This window comes from Pseudomonas sp. MRSN 12121 (assembly GCF_000931465.1).
Lineage (GTDB): Bacteria > Pseudomonadota > Gammaproteobacteria > Pseudomonadales > Pseudomonadaceae > Aquipseudomonas.
The window spans coordinates 1561739-1584621 of record NZ_CP010892.1 but is presented as its reverse complement, the minus strand read 5'-3'; the positions used below and the strand labels follow the sequence as shown (position 1 = coordinate 1584621).

Annotated in this window: 23 protein-coding genes; 13 read left to right on the top strand and 10 right to left on the bottom strand. The window is 63.3% G+C overall.

The genetic code is table 11. The features are described from left to right. Positions 1 to 2: 2 nt before the first annotated feature. From TO66_RS07210 to rpoE, 4 genes are all read right to left on the bottom strand, one after another. Entirely contained in the window at positions 3 to 1430 is a 1428-nt protein-coding gene (locus TO66_RS07210) for a DegQ family serine endoprotease (protein ID WP_044461687.1), read from the bottom strand. A gap of 246 nt (positions 1431 to 1676) precedes the next feature. Further along, complete coding sequence (locus tag TO66_RS07205; protein ID WP_044461686.1) at positions 1677 to 2639, bottom strand: MucB/RseB C-terminal domain-containing protein; 963 nt, start codon at positions 2637 to 2639, stop codon at positions 1677 to 1679. Between the two features lie 8 nt (positions 2640 to 2647). Continuing rightward, on the bottom strand, positions 2648 to 3235 hold the full coding sequence (locus tag TO66_RS07200; RefSeq protein ID WP_044461685.1) for a sigma-E factor negative regulatory protein: 588 nt from the start codon (positions 3233 to 3235) through the stop codon (positions 2648 to 2650). A gap of 31 nt (positions 3236 to 3266) precedes the next feature. Beyond that, entirely contained in the window at positions 3267 to 3848 is a 582-nt protein-coding gene (gene rpoE, locus TO66_RS07195; RefSeq protein ID WP_007930230.1) for an RNA polymerase sigma factor RpoE, read from the bottom strand. Between the two features lie 570 nt (positions 3849 to 4418). Here rpoE and nadB point away from each other — a divergent pair. Continuing rightward, the gene (gene nadB / locus TO66_RS07190; protein WP_044461684.1) at positions 4419 to 6035 is read left to right on the top strand and encodes an L-aspartate oxidase; all 1617 of its coding nucleotides are present in this window, start codon (positions 4419 to 4421) and stop codon (positions 6033 to 6035) included. On the opposite strand, the gene TO66_RS07185 is transcribed toward nadB, so the two are convergent. Together TO66_RS07185 and TO66_RS07180 are read right to left on the bottom strand one after the other, a co-directional pair. Further along, positions 6004 to 6456 carry a protein YgfX gene (locus tag TO66_RS07185; RefSeq protein WP_044461683.1) on the bottom strand — a complete coding sequence of 151 codons (453 nt, stop codon included), beginning with the start codon at positions 6454 to 6456 and terminating at the stop codon, positions 6004 to 6006. The two genes, nadB and TO66_RS07185, sit on opposite strands and share 32 nt — an antisense overlap. Then, positions 6440 to 6694, bottom strand: coding sequence for a succinate dehydrogenase assembly factor 2 (locus TO66_RS07180; protein WP_044461682.1), 255 nt, complete (start codon positions 6692 to 6694; stop codon positions 6440 to 6442). The genes TO66_RS07185 and TO66_RS07180 overlap by 17 nt, the downstream gene beginning before the upstream one ends. A 149-nt stretch (positions 6695 to 6843) precedes the next feature. Here TO66_RS07180 and TO66_RS07175 point away from each other — a divergent pair, with 149 nt between their 5' ends. Together TO66_RS07175 and TO66_RS07170 are read left to right on the top strand one after the other, a co-directional pair. Next, positions 6844 to 7785: a folate-binding protein YgfZ gene (locus tag TO66_RS07175; protein WP_044461681.1), complete on the top strand. Its 942-nt coding sequence runs from the start codon at positions 6844 to 6846 to the stop codon at positions 7783 to 7785. Between the two features lie 36 nt (positions 7786 to 7821). Beyond that, the gene (locus TO66_RS07170) at positions 7822 to 8643 is read left to right on the top strand and encodes an HDOD domain-containing protein (protein WP_044461680.1); all 822 of its coding nucleotides are present in this window, start codon (positions 7822 to 7824) and stop codon (positions 8641 to 8643) included. 12 nt (positions 8644 to 8655) lie between these two features. On the opposite strand, the gene TO66_RS07165 is transcribed toward TO66_RS07170, so the two are convergent. Both TO66_RS07165 and TO66_RS07160 read right to left on the bottom strand, forming a co-directional pair. Continuing rightward, on the bottom strand, positions 8656 to 10041 hold the full coding sequence (locus TO66_RS07165) for a sensor histidine kinase (protein WP_044461679.1): 1386 nt from the start codon (positions 10039 to 10041) through the stop codon (positions 8656 to 8658). Beyond that, positions 10034 to 10705 carry a response regulator gene (locus TO66_RS07160; RefSeq protein WP_044461678.1) on the bottom strand — a complete coding sequence of 224 codons (672 nt, stop codon included), beginning with the start codon at positions 10703 to 10705 and terminating at the stop codon, positions 10034 to 10036. The genes TO66_RS07165 and TO66_RS07160 overlap by 8 nt, the downstream gene beginning before the upstream one ends. A 236-nt stretch (positions 10706 to 10941) precedes the next feature. On the opposite strand from TO66_RS07160, the gene TO66_RS07155 reads away from it, so the two are divergent. The 5 genes from TO66_RS07155 (at position 10942) to TO66_RS07135 (ending at position 16362) form a co-directional block, all read left to right on the top strand. After that, entirely contained in the window at positions 10942 to 12234 is a 1293-nt protein-coding gene (locus TO66_RS07155) for an OprD family porin (RefSeq protein ID WP_044461677.1), read from the top strand. Between the two features lie 83 nt (positions 12235 to 12317). Then, entirely contained in the window at positions 12318 to 13304 is a 987-nt protein-coding gene (locus TO66_RS07150; RefSeq protein ID WP_044461676.1) for a tripartite tricarboxylate transporter substrate binding protein, read from the top strand. 53 nt (positions 13305 to 13357) lie between these two features. Beyond that, the gene (locus tag TO66_RS07145) at positions 13358 to 13816 is read left to right on the top strand and encodes a tripartite tricarboxylate transporter TctB family protein (protein ID WP_044461675.1); all 459 of its coding nucleotides are present in this window, start codon (positions 13358 to 13360) and stop codon (positions 13814 to 13816) included. A 1-nt stretch (position 13817) separates the two neighbouring features. Next, the gene (locus TO66_RS07140; protein ID WP_044461674.1) at positions 13818 to 15332 is read left to right on the top strand and encodes a tripartite tricarboxylate transporter permease; all 1515 of its coding nucleotides are present in this window, start codon (positions 13818 to 13820) and stop codon (positions 15330 to 15332) included. Then, the gene (locus TO66_RS07135) at positions 15325 to 16362 is read left to right on the top strand and encodes an AbrB family transcriptional regulator (protein WP_044461673.1); all 1038 of its coding nucleotides are present in this window, start codon (positions 15325 to 15327) and stop codon (positions 16360 to 16362) included. Before TO66_RS07140 ends, TO66_RS07135 begins: the two co-directional genes overlap by 8 nt. An 84-nt stretch (positions 16363 to 16446) precedes the next feature. Here TO66_RS07135 and ung read toward each other — a convergent pair whose 3' ends face one another. Further along, positions 16447 to 17139: a uracil-DNA glycosylase gene (gene ung / locus TO66_RS07130; RefSeq protein ID WP_044461672.1), complete on the bottom strand. Its 693-nt coding sequence runs from the start codon at positions 17137 to 17139 to the stop codon at positions 16447 to 16449. Positions 17140 to 17270: 131 nt separating this feature from the next. Here ung and TO66_RS07125 point away from each other — a divergent pair, with 131 nt between their 5' ends. Continuing rightward, on the top strand, positions 17271 to 18383 hold the full coding sequence (locus tag TO66_RS07125; RefSeq protein WP_044461671.1) for an enoyl-CoA hydratase/isomerase family protein: 1113 nt from the start codon (positions 17271 to 17273) through the stop codon (positions 18381 to 18383). A 54-nt stretch (positions 18384 to 18437) separates the two neighbouring features. Here TO66_RS07125 and TO66_RS07120 read toward each other — a convergent pair whose 3' ends face one another. Next, positions 18438 to 18851 carry a hypothetical protein gene (locus TO66_RS07120; RefSeq protein WP_044461670.1) on the bottom strand — a complete coding sequence of 138 codons (414 nt, stop codon included), beginning with the start codon at positions 18849 to 18851 and terminating at the stop codon, positions 18438 to 18440. A gap of 270 nt (positions 18852 to 19121) precedes the next feature. Here TO66_RS07120 and TO66_RS07115 point away from each other — a divergent pair, with 270 nt between their 5' ends. The 4 genes from TO66_RS07115 to TO66_RS07100 all read left to right on the top strand — a co-directional run bounded on the left by TO66_RS07115 (position 19122) and on the right by TO66_RS07100 (position 22781). Further along, on the top strand, positions 19122 to 20609 hold the full coding sequence (locus tag TO66_RS07115) for a sensor domain-containing diguanylate cyclase (RefSeq protein ID WP_044461669.1): 1488 nt from the start codon (positions 19122 to 19124) through the stop codon (positions 20607 to 20609). Between the two features lie 7 nt (positions 20610 to 20616). After that, on the top strand, positions 20617 to 20835 hold the full coding sequence (locus tag TO66_RS07110; RefSeq protein ID WP_310732177.1) for a cysteine-rich CWC family protein: 219 nt from the start codon (positions 20617 to 20619) through the stop codon (positions 20833 to 20835). 33 nt (positions 20836 to 20868) lie between these two features. Beyond that, positions 20869 to 21561, top strand: coding sequence for a pseudouridine synthase (locus TO66_RS07105; RefSeq protein ID WP_044461667.1), 693 nt, complete (start codon positions 20869 to 20871; stop codon positions 21559 to 21561). A 335-nt stretch (positions 21562 to 21896) separates the two neighbouring features. Further along, the gene (locus tag TO66_RS07100) at positions 21897 to 22781 is read left to right on the top strand and encodes an alpha/beta fold hydrolase (protein ID WP_044461666.1); all 885 of its coding nucleotides are present in this window, start codon (positions 21897 to 21899) and stop codon (positions 22779 to 22781) included. Positions 22782 to 22883: the final 102 nt, after the last annotated feature.

Here is a 22883-nt window from a genome sequence, read left to right as displayed (position 1 = left end):
GATTATTCGGCCAGCTTGAAGGTAATGAAGCTGGCTCGCCCTTGACGCAGGACGCGCATCGAGACCGAACGATTCTTCGGCAGAGCCTGGGCAATCTCCGTGAAGTTCTTGGTCGAAGTGATCGCCTGGTTATTCAGGTGGGTGATCACGTCGCCCGGCTGCAGGCCGATCAGCGCGGCTGGGCCGTCCTGCACTTCCTTGATCACTACACCGCCTTTGATATCGAAGGCTTTCTTCTGCTCGTCGGTCAGCTCGACCACAGCCACACCCAGGCGGTTGCTGCTGCGCTCGGCGCCGGACTTGCCAATGGTGTCCAGGGCCTGGTCTTCATCCGGAATCGCACCTACGGTCAGCTCGACATTCTTGCGCTTGCCGTCGCGAATCACTTCCAGATTGGCTTTCGCCCCAGCCTTGAGCGCACCGACCAGATGCGGCAGGTCCGCCGACATGATGATCGGTTGACCGTTCATGCTCAGGATCACGTCACCGACCTGCAGGCCGCCCTTGGCCGCCGGACCGTCGTCCTGAATCTGCGCCACAAGCGCACCGGCCGGTTTCTCCAGGCCAAAGGATTCGGCCAGGTCCTTGTTCACTTCCTGGATGACCACGCCCAGCCAGCCGCGGCTGACCTTGCCACCGGCCTTCAACTGGTTGGAGACGTCCATGGCGACATCGATCGGGATAGCGAAAGACACACCCATGAAACCACCGGAACGGGTGTAGATCTGCGAGTTGATCCCCACGACTTCGCCCGCCAGGTTGAACAGCGGGCCACCCGAGTTGCCCGGGTTGATCGGCACGTCGGTCTGGATGAACGGCACATAGTTTTCGTTCGGCAGGCTACGACCGATGGCACTGACGATGCCCTGGGTCACGGTGTGGTCGAAACCGAACGGCGAACCGATGGCCACCACCCACTGGCCGGCCTTGAGGTCCTGGGATTTACCCAGCTTCAGCACCGGCAGGTCCTTGCCATCGATCTTCAGCAACGCCACGTCGGAACGTGGGTCGGTACCGACCAGCTTGGCTTTCAGTTCGCTGCGATCGGCCAGGCGCACGAGGATTTCATCCGCGTCGGCGATCACATGGTTGTTGGTCAGGATGTAACCGTCGGCCGAAATGATGAAACCCGATCCCAGGGACTGGGCTTCACGCTGGCGATCGCCCCGCGGCGAACGCGGCTGCTGTGGCATGCCCCGCTCGAAAAACTCGCGCAGCATGGGCGGCAACCCTTCCAGGTCGGGCATCTGCGCGGACACCTTGCGGTCCGGGAGCTTTTGCGTGGTGCTGATGTTGACCACGGCCGGTGATGCCTGCTCGACCAGTTGCGTGAAGTCAGGCAGGTCCGCCGCCTGTGCGGCAACAGCCTGGCCGAGCACTAGCACAGTAGCGAAAATGGAGAGATAGGATTTCAAACGTGGTATCGACATACGGCTCCCATTGCAACGAGCGTGGTTAAGCGATAGGGAACAAGAAATACCGACTGACTCAGGCAGTAGTTTTTGCTCCGGAAACGACAAGGCCAGAACCTAGTGGCTCTGACCTATAAGAAAAAACAGGGGGTTTTGCAAATGAAAATGTTCACCGAACATTTAGATATCTCGATTGCAGAGCCGGCATTGCAGACCTCTTACACAACCAACATTAACGCTCGATGAACACTTGAGAGACGCGCCTCATTGCGCCTTGGACGCAGCGGCGTCGGTACGCATCGACAAGGCAATCCGCTCGGCAGTGCCGATAGGTATCTCGCCTACTACCGTCACCATCATTTCTCCGTCGGGGGTAGTCAGGCGCCGAGACACAGCTACGGTCGGGCCCAACTGGGTGCGTGTGTCGGTCACCGTCGCGCCATTGAGCGGCTCGAGGAACACGGAGAAGCGCGCCAGGCCATCGTCATACATCAGACTGTTGACCATCGTCTTGGTATCGGGATCTTTACGCGCACTGCTGCTGGTCAGCTCGAAACCTGGCGGCAGCCAGTCCGAGTGCCAGGTCTGCGCGCTCTTCACCGCGGAAGCCTTGTCGCTATCAAGAGCAACGGCCTTGCATTGAGCGCTGGCCTGCAACTCGCTGTCGCGCGGCACATCCGCCGTGTCCAGGCGAGTGAACTGGAAACGTTCGAGCAACTGCCCTTTGTCGTTCAGCAGCAGCGACTTCAGTGGCAGGCCCGTCTCGCGGTCCAGATGCAATTCGAAACCATAACGGTGCTGGTCACGCGGAGTCAGGGCAACGATGACCGCCGCCCGCCCAGCCACCCGCGACTTGCCAATGACGGAAAGGTCGTACCAATTCTTGAGTTTTTCCGGATCGAGTGAGTGGGCCGAAGAATTGGGGGCATCCCCCAGTCCAGCCACCAGCGTACCGCTGACACACTGGGTACGCCCATCAACGCGCACAACCTCTTGAGCGGAGCCGTCGAGCTGGATCAACCGCTCGCGGACCTGACCATCCTGGACACGATGCCAGATGTTATGGGTAGAAAAACTACCATTACGCTCGTAGACGAAAGTACCCTGGAAGCTTTGCTGCTGTTCGGCTTGCCCAAGACGCTTCAACCAGTCCTGAGCTTCGTCGGCGTGGGCTGGAACAATGAACCAGCCACTGAGCAGAAGCGAGAGTAGAGGGATGGCGCGCATGATCCTCCTTAACGGTTTTCCAAGCTCGCCGCACGAGCATAAGGCAGAGCGCTTTCAGTGCCCTTCAGTGCAGCTTGTTGAGCATGCTGACGCAAGTAGCTTGGCAGACGCTGATCGTGCCAGCCTGGCTGACCTTGCAATACGCCATTGGCCATAGGCCCCGTGGCTTCCGAACTCTCATTGTAGCCGGCCAGTACAGCAGGGCCTTTTACTTGAGGAGCAGCCAGGGTCGGTTGGTTTGATTGCTGTGCCAGTTCGACGCCGGCGATCTCGTCCTGGTTGTACAGACGGACACCCGCCAGCACCGCGACGGTCACCGAGGCGGCAACAGCCAGGCGACCCAGGCTGCGCCATGGGCTGCGAGCAGCCTTGGCCGGTACAGCTTCGTCGGCCAATGCAGCAGAAACGGCCGCGGCGATATCCAGGCGCGGAAGCAGCAACTCTTTATGCATGGCCGCGCGGGCGATCTGGTAACGGGCCCAGGTCTCACGGGTTTCCACTTCGTCGACGGCATTCAATACCCGACGCAATTCCAGTTCGTCCGCTTCGTTATCCATCACCGCGGACAGCGATTCCTGCAGGGCTTCACGACTCATGGCGGTTCCTCTCTTGGCTGTCGCCGCTGTCTCAGGTTTCCTGCAACAACGGCTGCAGGGCTTTATCGATGGCTTCCCGAGCGCGGAAAATCCGGGAGCGCACGGTACCCACCGGACATTGCATGACGCTCGCAATGTCCTCGTAACTCAGACCATCGAATTCGCGCAAAGTTAAAGCCGTACGCAAATCTTCCGGCAGTTGCTGGATGGTTCGATGGACGGTGCCTTCGATCTCATCCCGCAGCAATGCACGCTCCGGCGACTCGAGATCCTTGAGGCCGTGATCGCCATCGTAGAACTCCGCATCCTCGGAACTGACATCGCTATCCGGCGGCCGGCGGCCGCGTGAAACCAGATAGTTTTTCGCCGTGTTGATGGCGATACGGTACAGCCACGTATAAAACGCACTGTCGCCGCGGAAATTACCAAGCGCACGGTAAGCCTTGATAAAGGCTTCTTGTGCAACATCCTGGGCTTCATGGGTGTCGTGCACGAAACGCACGATCAACCCGAGAATTTTGTGCTGGTATTTCAGCACTAGCAGATCGAACGCTCGCTTGTCGCCACGCTGAACGCGTTCGACCAGCTGCTGATCCTCTTCCTGGGTTAGCATGAACACTCCTCGATAAGCTCGAAGGAGGCTTGCATAACTAAACGATCAGGCTTGCAAACATAGACTCGGGCTTTTCGCAAAAGTTCTCCCCCTCCAAGCAAGTTTCCTGCGGGCTCTGACTTTGGCACGCACGAAAGACGCAGTACGGGCAAGGCCGGCTGCGCGAATAATCCTGTCGTCGAATCGGGCCGCATGACTGCAACTCAAGTCCTGCATAAAACCGACGCTGTCCCTTCTATCAGGCAACCTTCTATTGAGTTTGGGGCCGTAACAAAAGTTCCCAATCTTTATAGCCGTGCAGAACGAACATTGTGTAACCATGAAGAGAAAAAGGGCGCTACATCTTCGATACAGTCGCCAGTTCGCCGGCTTGGCGGATACCTCGTGCCATCCACCAGCGCTGCGCAAAACCGCTTTTCCCGTCTTCATAATTTCATAATGCCACGAAGGCCCGGCTATTGTGCCGATCCCCCCCTCTATATACTAGTGGGCTGCATGGCTGCCTTGATTCGCCGATCCAGGCGTCTCGCGCCAACCCCGACCCGGGTCGCTTTTGAGCGGAAACTCCAGATGAGCCAACAGTTTCAACACGATGTCCTGGTGATTGGCAGCGGCGCTGCCGGTCTGAGCCTTGCGCTGACCTTGCCGGGTCATCTGCGCATTGCGGTATTGAGCAAGGGCGACCTCGCCAATGGCTCGACCTATTGGGCCCAGGGAGGCGTCGCCGCCGTGCTGGACGACACCGATACCGTCGAATCCCATGTCGACGACACGCTCAATGCCGGTGGCGGCCTGTGCCATGAAGAGGCGGTGCGATTTACGGTCGAGCATAGCCGCGAGGCCATCCAATGGCTGATCGACCAGGGCGTTCCCTTCACCCGGGACGAGCAATCGGGCAATGAGGACGGCGGGTTCGAGTTTCACCTGACCCGCGAAGGCGGCCACAGCCATCGCCGCATCATCCATGCCGCCGACGCCACCGGCGCAGCCATCTTCAAGACCTTGCTGCACCAGGCCCGGCAACGCTCGAATATCGAACTGCTGGAACAGCGGGTCGCCGTCGACCTGATCACCGAGAAACGCCTGGGGCTGGAAGGCGATCGCTGCCTTGGCGCCTATGTCCTCAACCGCGCCACCGGTGAAGTCGATACCTATGGAGCACGGTTCGTCATCCTCGCGTCCGGTGGCGCTGCCAAGGTCTACCTCTACACCAGCAATCCCGATGGTGCCTGCGGTGACGGCATCGCCATGGCCTGGCGTTCCGGCTGCCGGGTCGCGAACCTGGAATTCAATCAGTTCCATCCGACCTGCCTTTACCATCCGCAGGCCAAGAGCTTCCTGATCACCGAAGCCCTGCGCGGCGAAGGTGCCCACCTGAAGCTGCCCAATGGCGAACGCTTCATGCCACGTTTCGATCCGCGCGCCGAGCTGGCCCCGCGGGATATCGTCGCCCGGGCCATCGACCACGAGATGAAGCGCCTGGGGATCGATTGCGTCTACCTGGACATCAGCCACAAGCCCGCAGCCTTCATCAAGAACCACTTCCCGACCGTGTATGAGCGCTGCCTGGAGTTTTCCATCGATATCACCAAGGAGCCGATCCCGGTGGTGCCGGCGGCGCACTACACCTGCGGCGGGGTGATGGTCGACCAGCAGGGCCGCACCGACGTGCCGGGACTGTATGCCATTGGCGAAACCAGCTTCACCGGCCTGCATGGGGCCAACCGCATGGCCAGCAACTCGCTGCTGGAATGCTTCGTCTACGCGCGCTCCGCGGCGGCCGACATTCTTCAACAACTACCGCAGATCGCCCTGCCGATCGCCCTGCCCGCCTGGGACGCCAGCCAGGTCACGGACTCCGACGAAGACGTGATCATCGCGCACAACTGGGACGAGCTGCGGCGCTTCATGTGGGACTACGTGGGCATCGTGCGCACCAACAAGCGCTTGCAACGCGCTCAGCACCGGGTACGCCTGCTGCTGGATGAAATCGACGAGTTCTACAGCAACTACAAGGTCAGCCGCGACCTGATCGAGCTGCGCAACCTGGCCCAGGTGGCCGAGCTGATGATTCGTTCGGCGATGGAGCGCAAGGAAAGCCGGGGCCTGCATTACACCCTCGACTACCCGGACCTGCTGCCCGAGGCCCTGGACACTATCCTGGTGCCGCCCACCTACGACGACTGAACTTGAGGCGCACGCGCAGGCGCCGGTGCACATCGGCCGCCTGCGCATCCCGCGGTACGCATATGGACCGCACCCAAGGCTCGCCCGGCAGGCGAAAACGCAGCACCACCAGCAGTGGCAACGCCAGGCTGTCGGGACGCAGTTGCACCGGCTGCCAACCCTGCCTGGCATTCCAGAGTTGCCAGCCTTCGGCATCGCGGCGCAAACCGCGAAAAGCCGCGGGGTGATTCAGCAGGATCCGCCGGGGCAACGCCCAGGCCGCGTGCCCCAGGCACGCCAGAACCCCGATCAGGCGAACCCACGAGGCGATATCGAGAACCAGCAAGGCGCCCAGCGCGAACAGCTGGGCCAGGAGATAGGCCGCCAGCAAGTGCCTGGAAGGCTGCCAGCGGCATTCGAAAGAGCTACTTGGGCTGAACACGGTCCAGGATCATGCGCACCATGCGCTGCAACTCGGGATCCGAGGATTCGGAGCGTTCCATGAACCAGCCGAACATGTCTTGATCTTCACATTCGAGCAACCTGACGTAGCAGGCACGATCGACGTCGTTCAGCTGCGGATAGACTTCCTTCACGAATGGCACCAGCAACACGTCCAGTTCCAGCATGCCGCGACGGCTGTGCCAGTAGAGGCGGTTCAGTTCAACATCTTCGACCATGGAGCACTCCTCAAATAGAGCGCAAGTATACAGCCAGGCGCCCCCCGGAACAGTCGGCTTTGGTCGGGCACCACCCATCCTTTGTGAACTACCCATTTCAAGGGCGTCACCTTATGATGTCCGCCAGACTTTTTACCCTGCGATGACCCATGGCTGATTCCGCTTTTTTCTGCTCCCTGTCCCACGAAGGCGTGCTCGCCGTCCGCGGCCCCGACGCCAGCAAATTCCTTCAGGGCCAGCTGACCTGCAACCTCAACTATCTCAGCGATGGCCAATCCAGCCTGGGCGCGCGCTGTAACCAGAAAGGCCGCATGCAGTCGAGCTTCCGCATCCTGCTCGAAGGCGATGGCTGCCTGCTGGCCATGGCCACCGGGCTACTGGAGCCGCAACTGGCGGACCTGAAGAAATACGCGGTGTTCTCCAAGGCCAGGCTCAGCGACGAAAGTGCCCAGTGGACGCGCTTCGGCCTGAACCACGCCGCCGCACTGCTGGCCGACCTGGGCCTGGAACTGCCGGCGGAAGACGGCGCCGTCGCGCGCCACGATGGCCTGATCGCCATTCGCGTTTCGGCGGACCGGGCCGAGCTCTGGGCCCCGGCGGACCAGACCGAGAGCCTGCGCCAGAAGCTGTCCGCGCAACTCCCCGAAGGCGATCTCAATCAGTGGCTGCTGGGCCAGATCCGCGCGGGCATCGGCCAGGTGATGCCGGCCACCCGCGAGCTGTTCATTCCGCAGATGCTCAATCTGCAGGCCGTTGGCGGCGTCAGCTTCAAGAAAGGTTGCTACACCGGCCAGGAAATCGTCGCGCGCATGCAGTACCTGGGCAAGCTCAAGCGCCGTCTCTACCGTGCGGCCCTGAACGCCGACGAGCTGCCCGAACCCGGCACCCTGCTGTTCTCCCCGACCCACGGCAGCTCCATCGGTGAAGTGGTGATCGCCGCCCGGGCCGAAGAAAACATTGAACTCCTGGCGGTACTGCAAGCCGAAGCAGCAGAAGATGGCAATCTCCATCTTGGCGCGCTCGAGGGTCCCGGGCTGACCCTGCTGGATCTGCCCTACCAGCTGGATCGCGATCGAGAAATCCAGCGCTGATCGCAGCAATTTCCTGCAACACCCTAGAGAACAGAAATGAGTGAGCTGGCGGATAAGGTCCAACAGGATTTGGTTGAGGCCATCGATAACGATGACCTGGTTCTGCCAACGTTACCGGAAGTGGCCTTGCAGATTCGCCGGGCCGCCGAAGATCCGGAAATCAGCGTCAGCACCCTGAGCAAGGTGATCGGCCGCGATACGGCGCTGTCGGCGCGCCTGATCAAGGTGGTCAACAGCCCGCTGCTGCGCGCCACCCAGGAAGTCACCGACCTGCATACCGCGATTACCCGGCTGGGCGTCAACTACAGCAGCAACCTGGCGATCGGCCTGGTCATGGAGCAGATTTTCCATGCCCGCTCGGACGTGGTGGCGCAGAAGATGCGTGACGTCTGGCGCAAGAGCCTGGAAGTCGCCGGCGTCAGCTATGCCCTGTGCCGCAGCTACACCCAGCTCAAACCCGACCAGGCCGCCCTCGGCGGGCTGGTGCACCAGATCGGCGTGCTGCCGATCCTGACTTACGCGGAAGATCACTACGAGCTGTTGTCCGACCCGGTCAGCCTCAACCATGTGATCGAACGCATCCACCCGTTGCTGGGCGACAAGCTCCTGCAGGTCTGGGAGTTTCCGGAACAACTGGCCAAGTTGCCGGGGCAATACCTGGACTTCCAACGCCAGTCCGCCAAGGTAGATTACGTCGACCTGGTACAGGTCGCCACCCTCTACTGCCACAAGGACAGCGACCACCCGCTGGCGCGGGTCGATGCCTTCAACGTCCCGGCGTTCAAGAAGCTCGGGATCGACCCCGAGAACAAGGCAATGTGCGGCGACCTGGCTGAATCGCGGTCCATGTTCCACTGAGACAGCGCAATCTCAACCGGCGTTGAAACTCACCCGCACCTTTAGCCCGGCTTGTGCGCCATCGTGCAGACTGATCTGCGCCAGGTGGGCCCGGCAGATTTCGCCCACGATCGCCAGGCCCAGGCCGGAGCCGGCGACATGGGGATTGCGCCGGTAGAAGCGCTCGAACACCCGGTCCCGATCCTCCAGGGGAATCCCCGGGCCGTCGTCCTCCACCTCCAGCACCGCCGGGGCGCTGACCCTCAGGATCACATTGCCACCCGGCTTGGTGTGAGCCAGGGCATTGTCCACCAGGTTACTCAGCAGCTCGTTCAACAGCGTCGGCTCACCGCGTAGCCACACCGGTTCGTCCGCTTCCAGGGCCAGGGCGATACCTCGGGCGTGCGCCAGGGGCGCCATGGCCATGCCCAGCTCGCGGGCCAGCTGGCTGAGATCGAGCAACTGCGCACCGCCCTCGGCAATCGCCCGGGCACCGTTTTCGATACGTGCCAGGGACAGCAACTGGTTGGCCAGGTGGGTCAGGCGGTCAGTGCCCTGGGCAGCGCCTTCCAGGGTAGTGCGCCAGGTTTCCGCTTCCGAGGCGCGCAGCCCCAGTTCCAGGCGCGCCTTGAGCGCCGCCAGCGGCGTGCGCAATTCGTGGGCGGCATCGGCGATGAACTGCGCCTGGCGCTCGAACTGCCCGCGCAAGCGCTCGGTGAAATGATTGAGCGCCCGCACCAACGGCCACAGCTCACGCTGCACCTCGACCAGCGGCAAGGGCCGCAAATCGTCGGGCTGGCGTTCTTCCACCGCGCTGCGCAGACGCTCCAGCGGGCGCAAGGCGGCGCTGACCGCGAACCACACCAGCAGCAAGGCACCGACAGCCAGCATGCCGAGACGCAACAGGGTGTCGGCCATCAGGCTGCGCGCCATGCTGACCCGCGCCTCGTCGGTCTCGGCCACGCGAATCTCCGCCATGCCGTTCATGTTCGGCTCGCTGACCGCCTTGAGCAGGCTCACCACCCGCACGTTCTGCCCTTGATAGGTGGCATCGTAGAAGCGCGCCAGCGCCGGATAATCGTCGGTGCGCGGCGTGCCCGGCGGCGGGCCGGGAAGGTTCTCGTAGCCGGAGATCAACTGCTGATGGATATCGTTGACCTGATAGTAGATCCGCCCGGCACTGTCATAGGCGAACGTATCGAGGGCCACATACGGCACGTTGGCGCTGAGGCTGCCGTCGCGCTGGGACAGGCCGGCGGCGATGGTCCGGGCCGAGGCCAGCAGGGTCCGGTCGTAGGCGGTGTCCGCCGCCTCGCGACCGTTCCAGTAGGCGCTGAAGCCGCTGGCCAGCATCAGCACCACCAGCAGCAGCGCCAGGTTCCACAGCAGGCGCCAGCGCAGGCTGCTGGGCCTATGCATCGCGGCTTTCCAACAGGTAGCCGAGGCCGCGGAAGGTGACGATAGCCACCGGGTGACCATCGAGTTTCTTGCGCAGGCGATGGACATAGATCTCGATGGCATCCGGGCTGGCTTCTTCATCCAGGCCGAAGACCTGGGACGCCAGTTGCTCCTTGCTCATGACCCGCCCCGGCCGGGCGATCAGCGCCTCGAGCACCGCCTGCTCGCGGGAAGTCAGGGTCAACAGCTCCTCCCCGAGAGTGAAGCGCCGGGTGTCCAGGTCGTAGGCCAGCACACCGCAGCGCTGCACCCGCTCACCGCCGAGCACGCTACGTCGCAGCAGGGCCTTGACCCGCGCTTCCAGCTCGGTCAGCTCGAACGGCTTGGCCAGATAGTCGTCCGCCCCGAGGTTGAGGCCATGGACCCGGTCCTTGACGTCGCTGCGCGCGGTGAGCATCAGCACCGGCAGGTTCTTGCCCCGGGCACGCAGGCGCGCCAGCACTTCGAAACCATCCAGGCGCGGCAGGCCTACATCGAGGATCGCCATGGCGTAATCCTCGCTGCCCAGGGCCAGGTCCGCGGCGACGCCATCATGCAGCACATCCACGGTCAGGCCGGTGCTCTTGAGCGCCTGGGCGACACTTTCAGCCAGCTGCAAGTGGTCTTCGACGAGAAGCACACGCATGGATTTCCTACCTCGTTCAGGGGCCGATGGCCTTTTTTATTGCCGCGGAGTTTACAGCCGGGACCGCTGCTGTGAAGCCCGAAAACCGTGAAAGTCTGCTGAAAGGTTAGCGAAAGGTTGGGCCTTTAGAGTCCTGTTACGGATTGTTTCGACTTCCGTGGCTGCCTCCCGGCAGCACCCCCGAAAAACGCCTCGAAGCGTTTTCGCCAATAAGAACAATAACGGAGTACAACACGATGCTGTCCATGCAGCCTCAGGCCTGCCAGCCTGTTCGTTTTTCCCGCCTCAGCCAGACCGCCCTCGCCAGCGCCGCCGCCCTTGCCGGTTTCTCGCCGATCAGCCAGGCCGCCTTCTTCGAAGACAGCAGCGCCACCCTCGAAACCCGCAACATGTACTTCAACCGCGACTTCCGCAGCGGCACCAGTGCCCAGCAATCCAAGCGCGACGAGTGGGCCCAGGGGTTCATGCTCAACCTGCAATCGGGCTACACCAACGGCACCGTGGGGTTCGGCGTCGATGCGCTGGGCATGCTCGGCATCAAGCTCGACTCCAGCCCCGACCGTACCGGCACCGGCCTGCTGCCGACCCACGATAACGGGCGCGCCGCCGACGAGTACTCCAAGGTCGGCCTGACCGGGAAGATGAAGATCTCCGCCACCGAGCTGAAGATCGGCAGCCTGATCCCCGAACTGCCGATTCTCAAGCCCAACGACGGGCGCATCCTGCCGCAGACGTTCGAGGGCGGCCTGCTGACCTCCAAAGAAATCAAGAACCTGACCTTTACCGGTGGGCGCCTGGAGAAAGCCAAGGACCGCGACAGCACCGACTTCGAGGACATCGCCCTCAACAACAAGAACAGCCGCTTCGCCGGCACCGTCGCCGGCAAGCACTTCGACTTCGGCGGCGTGGATTACAAGTTCACCGACAAGATCACCGGCAGCTACCACTTCGCCCAGCTCGCCGAAGTCTACAACCAGCACTTCTTCGGCCTGCTCGCCTCGCAGCCGATGGGCCCGGGCACCTTCGCCAGCGACCTGCGCTTCGCGGTCAGCGACGACCAGGGGCAGGCGCGCGGCGGCAAGATCGACAACCGCTCCCTCAACGGCCTGGTGAGCTATGCCCTGAACGGGCATAAGCTCAGCGCCGGCTACCAGCACATGTCCGGCGACAGCGCCTTCCCCTACGTCGACGGGGCCGACCCGTACCTGGTCAACTTCGTGCAGATCAACGACTTCGCCGGCGCCGAGGAACGTTCCTGGCAGGCGCGCTACGACTACGACTTCGGCAAGCTCGGGATCCCCGGCCTGACTTTCATGACCCGTTACCTGAGCGGCGACAACATCGCCCTGAAAAACGGCGACACCGGCAAGGAATGGGAACGCAACACCGAGCTCAAGTACGTGGTGCAAAGCGGCACCTTCAAGGACGTCGCGGTACGCCTGCGCAACGCCACCTACCGCTCCAACTATTCGGCCCGCGACGCGGATGAAGTACGCCTGCTGGTGAGCTACAGCCTGGCGCTCTGGTAAGCGGCCGGACGGCTTCTGCGCCGGCCTGGGCCGCGCAAGGCCCTGGCATGCAACACACAACAACAACTCCTGTGGAGACAAGCATGAACCCATCACTGCGTAAACTGGCCCTCGCCGCCGGCTGTATGCTGTTCGCCGGCCAACTGCTCGCCGCCAGCGCCGAACCCAAGCGCCCGGAATGCATCGCCCCGGCCTCCCCCGGCGGCGGTTTCGACCTGACCTGCAAGCTGGCGCAAAGCGCGCTGGTCAACGAAAAGCTGCTGACCAAACCGATGCGCGTGACCTACATGCCCGGCGGTGTCGGCGCGGTGGCCTACAACGCGGTGGTGGCCCAGCGCCCTGCCGACGCCGGCACGCTGGTGGCCTGGTCCAGCGGTTCGCTGCTGAACCTGGCCCAGGGCAAGTTCGGCCGCTTCGATGAAAGCGCGGTGCGCTGGCTGGCCGCCGTCGGCACCAGCTACGGCGCCATCGCGGTGAAGAGCGATTCGCCGTACAAAACCCTCGACGACCTGGTCAAGGCGCTGAAGAAAGACCCGAGCTCGGTGGTGATCGGCTCCGGCGGCACCGTCGGCAGCCAGGACTGGATGCAGACCGCGCTGATCGCCAAGGCCGCCGGGATCAACCCGCGCGACCTGCGCTACGTGGCCCTGGAAGGCGGCGGCGAAATCGCCACCGCGCTGCTGGGTGGGCATATCCAGGTCGGCAGTACCGACATCTCCGACTCCATGCCGCATATCCAGAGCGGCGACATGCGCCTGCTGGCGGTGTTCTCCGACAAGCGCCTCGACGAGCCGGAAATGAAGGACATCCCCACCGCCAAGGAACAGGGCTACGACATCGTCTGGCCGGTGGTGCGCGGTTTCTACCTCGGGCCGAAGGTCAGCGACGAGGACTACGCCTGGTGGAAGGACGCCTTCGACAAGCTGCTGGCGTCCGAGGAATTCGCCAAGCTGCGCGACCAGCGCGAACTCTTCCCGTTCGCCATGACCGGGCCGGAGCTGGACACCTACGTGAAGAAACAGGTGGCCGACTACAAGACCCTGGCCAAAGAGTTCGGCCTGATCCAGTGATCGTCCCTGTCTAGCGGCCCTGCCCTTCCCGGGGCGGGGTCCAGGAGTTTCCCATGCTCTTACAACGCATTTTCGCCTCGGTGCTGCTCCTGGTCTGCCTGGGCCTGGCGCTGATGGCCTGGCCCTACCAGGCGGCATTTTCCTACGAGCCGGTCGGCCCACGGGCCTTTCCCCTGCTGATGCTCGGGCTGATGAGCCTGGCGCTGCTGTACATGCTGTTTCGCCCGGCGCCGATCAAGCACAGCGAGGACGAGCCGCCCCTGGACCGTGAAACCCTGGTCAAGATCAGTATCTGCGTCGTCCTGCTGCTGGTCTTCGCCGGCCTGTTCGAACCCCTGGGCTTCATTCTCAGCAGCATCCTGATCGGCATTCCGATGGCCCGCCTGTACGGCGGCCGCTGGTTGCCCAGCGCCGTGGTCACCACGCTGATGGCGATCGGTCTGTACGTGCTCTTCGACCGCGTCATGGACGTGCCACTGCCCCTGGGCCTGCTCGACGTTCTGGAGAACTGATATGGATACGCTTGGCTATTTGGGCCAGGGTTTCGGCGTCGCGCTGAGCCCCTACAATCTGGTCACCGCCCTGACCGGCACCCTGATCGGCACCGTGGTCGGCCTGCTCCCGGGCCTGGGCCCGATCAACGGCGTGGCGCTGCTGATCCCGATCGCCTTCGCCCTCGGCCTGCCGCCGGAGTCGGCGCTGATCCTGCTGGCCGCGGTGTACCTGGGTTGCGAATACGGCGGCCGGATCAGCTCGATCCTGCTGAACATCCCGGGCGAAGCCTCCACCGTGATGACCACCCTCGACGGCTACCCGATGGCTCGCCAGGGCCTCGCCGGGGTGGCGCTGTCGCTCTCGGCCTGGAGTTCGTTCATCGGCGCGTTCATCGCCACCTGCGGCATGGTGCTGTTCGCCCCGCTCCTGGCGAAATGGGCGATTGCCTTCGGCCCCGCGGAATACTTCGTGCTGATGGTGTTCGCCATCGTCTGTCTCGGCGGCATGGCCGGCGACCGGCCGATCAAGACCTTTATCGCGGCCTTGATCGGCCTGTTCCTGTCCTCGGTCGGCATCGACGCCAACAGCGGCGTGTACCGCTTCACCGGCGATAACATTCACCTCACCGATGGCATTCAGTTCGTGGTGCTGGTGCTGGGCCTGTTCTCCATCAGCGAGATCCTGTTGCTGCTGGAAAAGACCCATCGCGGCCAGGAAGCGGTGAAAGCCACCGGACGCATGATGTTCAACTTCAAGGAAGCGGCGTCGGTGTTCATCGTCAACCTGCGCTGCGGTCTGCTGGGCTTCATCATGGGTGTATTGCCGGGCGCTGGCGCGACCCTGGCGAGCGCCGTGGCCTACATGACCGAAAAACGCATTGCCGGCCCCAACGGCAAATTCGGCCAGGGCGACAAGCGCGGCCTGGCGGCCCCGGAAACCGCGATCGGCGCCTCGGCCTGTGGTGCCCTGGTGCCGATGCTGACCCTCGGCGTCCCGGGTTCGGGCACCACCGCGGTGATGATCGGCGCCCTGTCGCTGTACAACATCACCCCGGGCCCGCTGCTGTTCCAGCAGCAGCCGGATATCGTCTGGGGCCTGATCGCCTCGCTGTTCATCGCCAACATCATGCTGGTGATCCTCAACATCCCGATGATCCGCGTCTTCACCCGCATCCTCGCGGTGCCGAACTGGGCCCTGGTGCCGGTGATCGCGATCATTACCGGGATCGGTGTGTATGCGGTGCACGCCACCACCTTCGACCTGTTCCTGATGGTCGGCATCGGGATCTTCGGCTACATCCTGCGCAAGCTGGACTTCCCGCTGTCGCCGGTGCTGCTGGGCTTCATTCTCGGCGGGCTGATGGAACAGAACCTGCGCCGCGCGCTGTCGATCTCCAACGGTGCGATGGAGATCCTCTGGTCCAGCCCGATCACCGTCGGTGTCTGGGTGCTGACCGTGCTCATGCTGCTGATGCCGCTGCTGCGCATCTGGCGCAAGCGCTCGGCCCCGCAACGCACCGTGGCCGATGTCTGAGGTCACCTTCAAACAGTGGTGGGGTACGCCCCTGGTCGGTCTGGTCGGCGGCTACCTCGCCAGCCAGATCGGCTGGCCATTGCCGTGGATGGTCGGCTCGTTGCTGGCGATCATCCTGGTGCGCTGCCTGACGCCCTGGCAACTGGCGGAAATTCCCGGCGGTCGCAAATGTGGGCAATGGGTGGTCGGCATCGGTATCGGCCTGCACTTCACCCCGCTGGTGATGGAGCAGGTCATGAGCCACTTCGGCCTGATCTTCTTCGGTGCGCTGGTCACCAGCCTGTCCAGCGTGGTCGGGGTCTGGCTGCTGCGGCGCACCGGCGAGGACCGGGCCACCGCGTTCTTCTCCAGCATGCCGGGCGGCTCCGGCGAGATGGTCAACCTTGGCGCGCGCAACGGCGCGGTGCTCAGCCGCGTCGCGGCCGGGCAGAGCCTGCGGGTGCTGGTGGTGGTCCTGTGCGTGCCGGCAGCCTTCAAATACCTGCTCGGTGAAGGCGTGCCGCAACTGCATCCCGCCAGTGTCGACTGGCGCTGGCTGGCCCTGCTATTTCCCGCGGGCGCGCTGGTCGCCTGGGCCTGGCAGCGCCTGCGCCAACCCAACCCCTGGCTGTTCGGGCCGCTGCTGGTCAGCGCCGCGGTCAGTATCGGCTGGGACTTGCATATCGGCCTGCCGGATGGCGCCAGCCAGATCGGCCAGTGGCTGATCGGCAGCGGTCTGGGCTGTCACTTCAATCGTCAGTTCTTCCGTCGCGCGCCGTCGTTCATGGGCCGGACCCTGGTCGGCACCGCGCTGACCATGCTCATCGCCGGCCTCGCGGCCATGGCCCTGAGCGCCCTGACCCACCTGGACCTGCGTTCGCTGACATTGGGCATGATGCCCGGCGGCATCGCGGAAATGAGCCTGACGGCTGAGACCCTGCAACTGTCGGTGCCGCTGGTGACGGCGATGCAGGTGATGCGCTTGCTGTTCGTGCTGTTCCTGGCCGAGCCGCTGTTCCGGCGGTGGAACCGGGAAGCGGATTCCGTCTGAACGGCCGAGGTGTCTTTATCGCGGGCAAGCCTCGCTCCTACAACGCGTGCTTCTGTAGGAGCGAGGCTTGCCCGCGATAGGACCTCAGACGGGCGGCAGTCGCCACTCGATCGGCGTCTCGCCGTTCTGCTCGAGGTATTTGTTGGTCCGGCTGAAATGCCCGCAACCGATAAACCCGCGATAAGCCGACAACGGCGACGGGTGGACCGAGGTCAGCACCAGGTGCTTGGTGGTGTCGATCAGTTTCTGCTTGCTCTGCGCGTGGGAGCCCCACAACAGGAACACCAGATGCGGCTGGTGCTCGCTGACCACTTCGATGATCCGGTCGGTGAAATACTGCCAGCCCTTGCCCGCGTGGGAGGCGGCGTTGGCCCGCTGCACGGTCATGGTGGTGTTGAGCATCAGCACGCCCTGGTCGGCCCAGCTTTGCAGGTAGCCGTGGTTGGGGATGTCGATGTTCAGGTCGCGCTTGAGTTCTTTATAGATATTCACCAGGGACGGCGGCGCCGGCACCCCGGGTTGCACCGAGAAGCACAGGCCGTGGGCCTGGCCCGGGCCGTGGTAAGGGTCCTGGCCGAGGATCACCACCTTGACCTTGTCCAGCGGCGTCGAGTTCAGCGCGTTGAAGATCAGCGGGCCCGGTGGGTAGATCTCCTTGCCGGCGGCATGTTCCTGGCGCAGGAACTCGCGCAACTCCGTCATGTAAGGCTGATCGAATTCGGCACGCAGGGCCTGCTTCCAGCTCGGTTCGAGTTTGATACGGTCGTCGGCGGTCATGGTTGCACCCGGAAAAATCAATGGGCGCACCCTAGGAAAGCCCACCACGCTTGTCAATTGATCTGACGCAGAACCCGCACTTTCGCCCATAGCGATCATACTGAACGCTCAAATTCCCGATCGAGGTCACGATGAATCTGCACTTCGAAGAACTCACCGGCACCGACGGCGCGCGCATCGGCATCGCCAGCCTGGACGCCGAATCCTCCCTCAATGCCCTGTCCCTGCCGATGATCCATCAGTTGAGCGACCGCCTGGAAGCCTGGGCCCGCGACCCGCAAGTGGTCTGCGTGCTGCTGCGCGGCAACGGCGCCAAGGCCTTTTGCGCCGGTGGTGAAGTGCGCAGCCTGGTCCAGGCCTGCCTGGCCCACCCTGGCGAGGTCCCGCCGCTGGCGGCGCAGTTCTTCGCCGCGGAATACCGCCTCGACTACCACCTGCACACCTACCCGAAACCGCTGGTCTGCTGGGGCCACGGGTATGTGCTCGGCGGCGGCATGGGCCTGTTGCAGGGCGCAGGCATCCGTATCGTCACCCCGAGCAGCCGCCTGGCGATGCCGGAGATCAGCATCGGCCTGTACCCGGATGTCGGCGCCAGCTGGTTCCTCTCGCGCCTGCCGGGCAAGCTCGGGCTGTTCCTCGGCCTGACCGGCGCGCACATGAACGGCCGCGACGCCCTTGACCTGGACCTGGCCGACCGCTTCCTGCGCGACGATCAGCAAGAAGCGCTGATCGACGGGCTGTTGCAGCTCAATTGGCAGGAGCAGACCGCAATGCAGCTCAACAGCCTGCTCAAGGCCCTGCAACAGGAAGCCCTGGTGCAGATGCCCGAAGCGCAATGGCTGCCGCGCCGCCGACAGATCGACGAATGGCTGGATGTCAGCGACATACGTTGCGCCTGGAAAGCCATCGGCCAGCTTCGCGACCAGGACGATGCCCTGTTCGCCCGCGCCGCCAAGACCATGCTCGAGGGCTGCCCGCTGACCGCACACCTGGTATGGGAGCAGATCGAGCGGGCGCGCCACCTGTCCCTGGCGCAGGTGTTTCAGATGGAATACACCCTGAGCCTGAACTGCTGCCGGCACCCGGAGTTCAGCGAAGGGGTGCGGGCGCGGCTCCTCGACAAGGACCACAAGCCCCACTGGCACTGGCCGGACATCAACCGCGTACCCGATGCGGTGGTGCAGGCGCACTTCCACAAGGCCTGGGAAGGTCGTCACCCCCTGGCAGACCTGTCGGACGTCTGAAAACCGCCCATGAAAAAGCGGCGCTCCAGGCGCCGCTTGCGGGTAAGGGGTGAATCAGCGGTTGTGACGGTCGCCGCGGCGATCGTCGCGACCGCGATCGCTCCAGTCTCGACCGCCCCGCCAGCCGTCACGGCCGCCGTGGCCCCGATAGTCATTGTTCCAGCCCTGGCGGTGGCCGTCCCAGCCACGGTTCGGGTAGCTGCGGTAAACGGCCCGTGGCGCCACTTGGTAATAACGCGGGGCCGGTTGGTAATACCGGGGCTGGTAGTAACGCGGTGCCGGCTGGTAATAACGCGGCGCGTAATAGCTGCGGCCGGAAGAATAATAGGAGCCGCCGTAATAGACCGGCGCCGGCGTCGTATAGACCTCAGAGCGGTAGTAAGTGGAACCGCCGTCGTAGTCGTAATAGGGAACGCAGGCAGAAAGAGCCAAACCCAGGAACGCAGTGAGCAGAATTCGACGATACATGGCGGCCTCCCGGACCGCTGAAGAGCCCTGCCAGCGACGCTGGCCGGCGACACCCAAGGATGTTCTGGCTGTCGAAATATCTGACCGCGAAAACGGGATCTGGTGCGATTTTCGTTACACCTTGATACAAGTCGCCCAACCCGGATCCTGGATCCCAAAAGCCGCGGTTTCCGCGGCCTGCAGCGTGCCGGCCGGGTATTGAAAATGCCCCGGCGATTCGTCGGCACTGCCACTAGAATGCTTGCATCGGGTCACTGCCAGGGAATCGCCATGTCGCTTCGTTCCCCCCTGTATTCGCAACGCTCGCTGATCATTACCCTCATCGCGCTGCTGGGTTGCGGCTTCCTGGCCACCTCCTTTCTCAGTTACTACGCCTCGCGCACCTCGATCCGCGACAACATCGTCAACACCGAGCTGCCGCTGACCTCCGACACCGTGTACTCGGAGATCCAGAAAGACCTGGTACGACCGGTGTTGATTTCCTCGATGATGTCCCGCGACACCTTCATGCGCGACTGGGTAATGGGTGGCGAGCGCGACCCCGGGCAGATGACCCGTTACCTCAACGAGGTCATGACCCACTACGGCGCCTACACCGCGTTCTTCGTCTCCAACGGCACCCTGACCTACTACCACGCCAAGGGCGTGCTGAAGAAAGTCAGCCCCGACACGCCTCGCGATGCCTGGTACTTCCGGGTACGCGACATGGCCGCGCCCTATGAAATCAATGTCGATCCGGACCAGGCCAACCAGAACAACCTGACGTTTTTCATCAACTACAAGGTCTACGACTACCAGGACAACTTCATCGGCATCGCCGGCGTCGGCCTGGCCGTGGACACGGTGGTCAAGCTGATCGACCGCTACCAGCAGCGTTATCAGCGCACGGTGTACTTCGTCGACACCCAGGGCCGGATCGTCCTCACCGGAGCCGAAGGCGGGCCGCAGGGCGCCCGGGCCGGCCAGTCCCTAAGCGCGCTGGAGAACCTGCACGACCTGCAGATCGGGTTGTCCGAGCCCCACGGCGGCAATTACGACTACAGCGCCCACGGCCAGCGGCACTTCCTCAATGTGCGTTTCATTCCCGAGCTGAACTGGTACCTGTTCGTCGACAAGCGCGAAGACAGCGCCCTGGGTGATATCCGCCGCTCGCTGTACCTCAACCTGCTGATCTGCCTGGGCGTCACCCTGAGCGTGCTGGCCCTGCTCCACCGCCTGATCGGGCGCTACCAGCGCAAACTCGAAACCCAGGCCACGCTCGACAGCCTCACCGGCCTGCCCAATCGCCGCGGTTTCGACCTGCTGGCCGCGCAGGCCATGCACGAGGCCCAGCGCGAAACCAAGCCCCTGACCGCCCTGTTGCTGGACCTGGACCACTTCAAGCGCCTCAACGACACCCATGGCCACCTCGCCGGCGACCAGGTGCTGAGCGGGTTCGCGCGGCACCTGGAAAGTTGCCTGCGCCAGGCCGACATCGTTTGCCGCTGGGGCGGCGAGGAATTCATCGTGCTGCTCAAGGACACCGACAGCGCCACGGCGCTGAAGATCGCCGAGAAGATCCGCCTGCTGATCGAACAACAGCGCTATGCCTATGAAGGCAAGAGCCTGCAACTGACCGTCAGTATCGGCCTGACGACGCTGCAGGCGAACGACACCCTGCATGACCTGTTGTCGCGCGCCGACCATGCGCTGTACCGTGCCAAGCAGACCGGCCGTAATCGCACCTGCGTGGAAATGCCTCACTCCAGCTATGAATGACCAGACCCTGAACAGCCCCAACCTCTGCCCGGCCTGTGGCGCCCGCAACGACTGCGCCCTGGCCGACCCGCGTACCGCCGACCAGGCCTGCTGGTGCTACAGCGTGAGCATCGATCCGGCGGTGCTCGAAGCCCTGCCGCCACAGCTGCGCGATCGCTCCTGCCTGTGCCCGCGCTGTGCCCGGGTCGACGCGCAACTGCAAGCAGCCGCCCGGCCGATCCCGTAAGATGCGCGGCCTTTTGTCCGACAGCCGATAGCCATGCGCGTTGACCGTTTCCTCAGCAACCTGCCCCGCTTCAATCGCCAGCAGGCGCGCCTGCTGCTCGTGGCACAGCGCGTGCGCATCGACGGCCAGGTGGTCAGCGATCCCCACGCCGAAGTACGGGAGTTCAGCCGGGTCGAGCTCGACGACGAGGTGCTGCAAGCGGGCAAGCCGCCGCGCTACTTCATGCTGCACAAACCCATGGGCTGCGTCAGCGCCACCCGCGACCCCGAACACCGCACCGTGCTCGACCTGCTGGACGAGCCCGACAAAGACGAGCTGCATATCGCCGGGCGCCTGGACTACAACACCACCGGCCTGCTGATCCTGACCAACGACGGCAGCTGGTCGCGACGCCTGACCCAGCCGCAGACCAAACTCCCGAAGCGCTATTACGTCGAGACCGAACAGCAGATCGGCCCGGAATACGCCGAGGCCTTTGCCCGGGGCCTGTATTTCGCCTTCGAGGACCTCACCACCCTGCCCGCCGAACTGCACATCCTCGGCCCGCGGAGCGCCCGGTTGAGCATCGTCGAGGGCCGCTATCACCAGGTCAAACGCATGTTCGGCCATTTCGACAACAAGGTCCTGCGCCTGCATCGCGAATGCATGGGCCCGCTGATCCTCGACCCGGACCTGGCGCCCGGCGAGTACCGGCCGTTGACCGCGGAAGAAATCCGCCAGATCTGAACCCGTCGCTGCCTGGGCGGCATGCATGACCGCTCGGCCGAAGTTGTCGAACAATTTACCAACGGCACTTGCGAGACTGCGTTCTCCCTGCTTGAATCAGTCCGTCGGCCGAAATATGACCGATGAGTCACCCCTATAACTTCCAAGAATCCTTTTGCCGTCCGAGCCTCCTGTGCTCATTCCTGCATTCCGGCAAATTGCCCGCCTATAACAACACCCGTCGACCATCTGTTGCGGATCGACATGGGCCAAAAGATTCCAGGCATATGCCTACCTGTCACAAATCTCGTGCACCCTCGGTTGCGCGCATACCCGCTTGCCAGGAGTCTTATGACATGAGGCCAGAAATCGCTGTGCTGGATATACAAGGGCAGTATCGGGTTTACACGGAGTTCTATCGCGCAGATGCCGCAGAAAAGACCATCATCCTGGTCAACGGCTCGATGGCTACCACTGCGTCATTTGCCCAGACCGTGAAGAACCTGCACCCGCAATTCAACGTGGTGCTCTACGACCAGCCCTACGCCGGTCGTTCGAAAGCCCACAACAGGCACGAGAACATGCTCACCAAGGAGGTCGAGGGGCAGATTCTGCTGGAGCTGATCGACCACTTCGCCGCCGAGCACGTGATGTCGTTCTCGTGGGGCAGCGCGCCGACGCTGATCGCCCTTTCGCATCGCCCGCGACGCATCGAAAAGGCGGTGATCAGTTCGTTCTCGCCGGTGATCAACGAACCGATGCGCGACTACCTCGAACGTGGCGTCAGCTACCTCGGGACCCTGGACCGCCACCGGGTCGGGCACCTGGTCAACGAGACCATCGGCAAGCACCTGCCGTCGCTGTTCAAGCGCTTCAACTATCGCCACGTCAGCAGCCTGGCCGAGCATGAATACGGGCAGATGCACTTTCACATCAGCCACGTGCTCAACAGCGACCGGCAGTGCTACCTGAAAGCGGCGAAAAACATCGACGTGCCGGTGCTGTTCGTGAACGGCGAATGGGACGAATACACCAGCGCCAACGACGCCATGCTGTTCGGCAACCATGTGCGCCACGCGAGCTTCAGCACGATCGAGGCCGCCGGGCATTTCCTCGACATGGAACACAAGGCCGCCTGCCGGGACTATCGCAATGCGCTGCTGGGTTTCCTCAAGCCGACCCCACAAGCCAGTCGCCCGCGCTACCACTACCTGCAGGACCACCATGCACTGGCTATCTGAAGTGACGTCATCGCGAGCGACTCGCCTCCCGGCGCAGGGACGAGTTTGCTCGCGATAGACCGCAAGAAGATCTTGGCCCCGTCCCCGGGATGACGGCGCACA

Bases quoted from the DNA above. Each gene is read 5' to 3' on its own strand.
- TO66_RS07120 (WP_044461670.1), bottom strand. From the start codon at position 18,851: ATGTATCGTCGAATTCTGCTCACTGCGTTCCTGGGTTTGGCTCTTTCT.
- TO66_RS07125 (WP_044461671.1), top strand. From the start codon at position 17,271: ATGAATCTGCACTTCGAAGAACTCACCGGCACCGACGGCGCGCGCATC.
- TO66_RS07140 (WP_044461674.1), top strand. From the start codon at position 13,818: ATGGATACGCTTGGCTATTTGGGCCAGGGTTTCGGCGTCGCGCTGAGC.
- TO66_RS07115 (WP_044461669.1), top strand. From the start codon at position 19,122: ATGTCGCTTCGTTCCCCCCTGTATTCGCAACGCTCGCTGATCATTACC.
- rpoE (WP_007930230.1), bottom strand. From the start codon at position 3,848: ATGCTAACCCAGGAAGAGGATCAGCAGCTGGTCGAACGCGTTCAGCGT.
- TO66_RS07105 (WP_044461667.1), top strand. From the start codon at position 20,869: ATGCGCGTTGACCGTTTCCTCAGCAACCTGCCCCGCTTCAATCGCCAG.
- TO66_RS07205 (WP_044461686.1), bottom strand. From the start codon at position 2,639: ATGCGCGCCATCCCTCTACTCTCGCTTCTGCTCAGTGGCTGGTTCATT.
- TO66_RS07160 (WP_044461678.1), bottom strand. From the start codon at position 10,705: ATGCGTGTGCTTCTCGTCGAAGACCACTTGCAGCTGGCTGAAAGTGTC.
- TO66_RS07210 (WP_044461687.1), bottom strand. From the start codon at position 1,430: ATGTCGATACCACGTTTGAAATCCTATCTCTCCATTTTCGCTACTGTG.
- TO66_RS07100 (WP_044461666.1), top strand. From the start codon at position 21,897: ATGAGGCCAGAAATCGCTGTGCTGGATATACAAGGGCAGTATCGGGTT.
- TO66_RS07145 (WP_044461675.1), top strand. From the start codon at position 13,358: ATGCTCTTACAACGCATTTTCGCCTCGGTGCTGCTCCTGGTCTGCCTG.
- TO66_RS07155 (WP_044461677.1), top strand. From the start codon at position 10,942: ATGCTGTCCATGCAGCCTCAGGCCTGCCAGCCTGTTCGTTTTTCCCGC.
- TO66_RS07135 (WP_044461673.1), top strand. From the start codon at position 15,325: ATGTCTGAGGTCACCTTCAAACAGTGGTGGGGTACGCCCCTGGTCGGT.
- TO66_RS07200 (WP_044461685.1), bottom strand. From the start codon at position 3,235: ATGAGTCGTGAAGCCCTGCAGGAATCGCTGTCCGCGGTGATGGATAAC.
- TO66_RS07165 (WP_044461679.1), bottom strand. From the start codon at position 10,041: ATGCATAGGCCCAGCAGCCTGCGCTGGCGCCTGCTGTGGAACCTGGCG.
- TO66_RS07150 (WP_044461676.1), top strand. From the start codon at position 12,318: ATGAACCCATCACTGCGTAAACTGGCCCTCGCCGCCGGCTGTATGCTG.
- nadB (WP_044461684.1), top strand. From the start codon at position 4,419: ATGAGCCAACAGTTTCAACACGATGTCCTGGTGATTGGCAGCGGCGCT.
- ung (WP_044461672.1), bottom strand. From the start codon at position 17,139: ATGACCGCCGACGACCGTATCAAACTCGAACCGAGCTGGAAGCAGGCC.
- TO66_RS07170 (WP_044461680.1), top strand. From the start codon at position 7,822: ATGAGTGAGCTGGCGGATAAGGTCCAACAGGATTTGGTTGAGGCCATC.
- TO66_RS07175 (WP_044461681.1), top strand. From the start codon at position 6,844: ATGGCTGATTCCGCTTTTTTCTGCTCCCTGTCCCACGAAGGCGTGCTC.
- TO66_RS07180 (WP_044461682.1), bottom strand. From the start codon at position 6,694: ATGGTCGAAGATGTTGAACTGAACCGCCTCTACTGGCACAGCCGTCGC.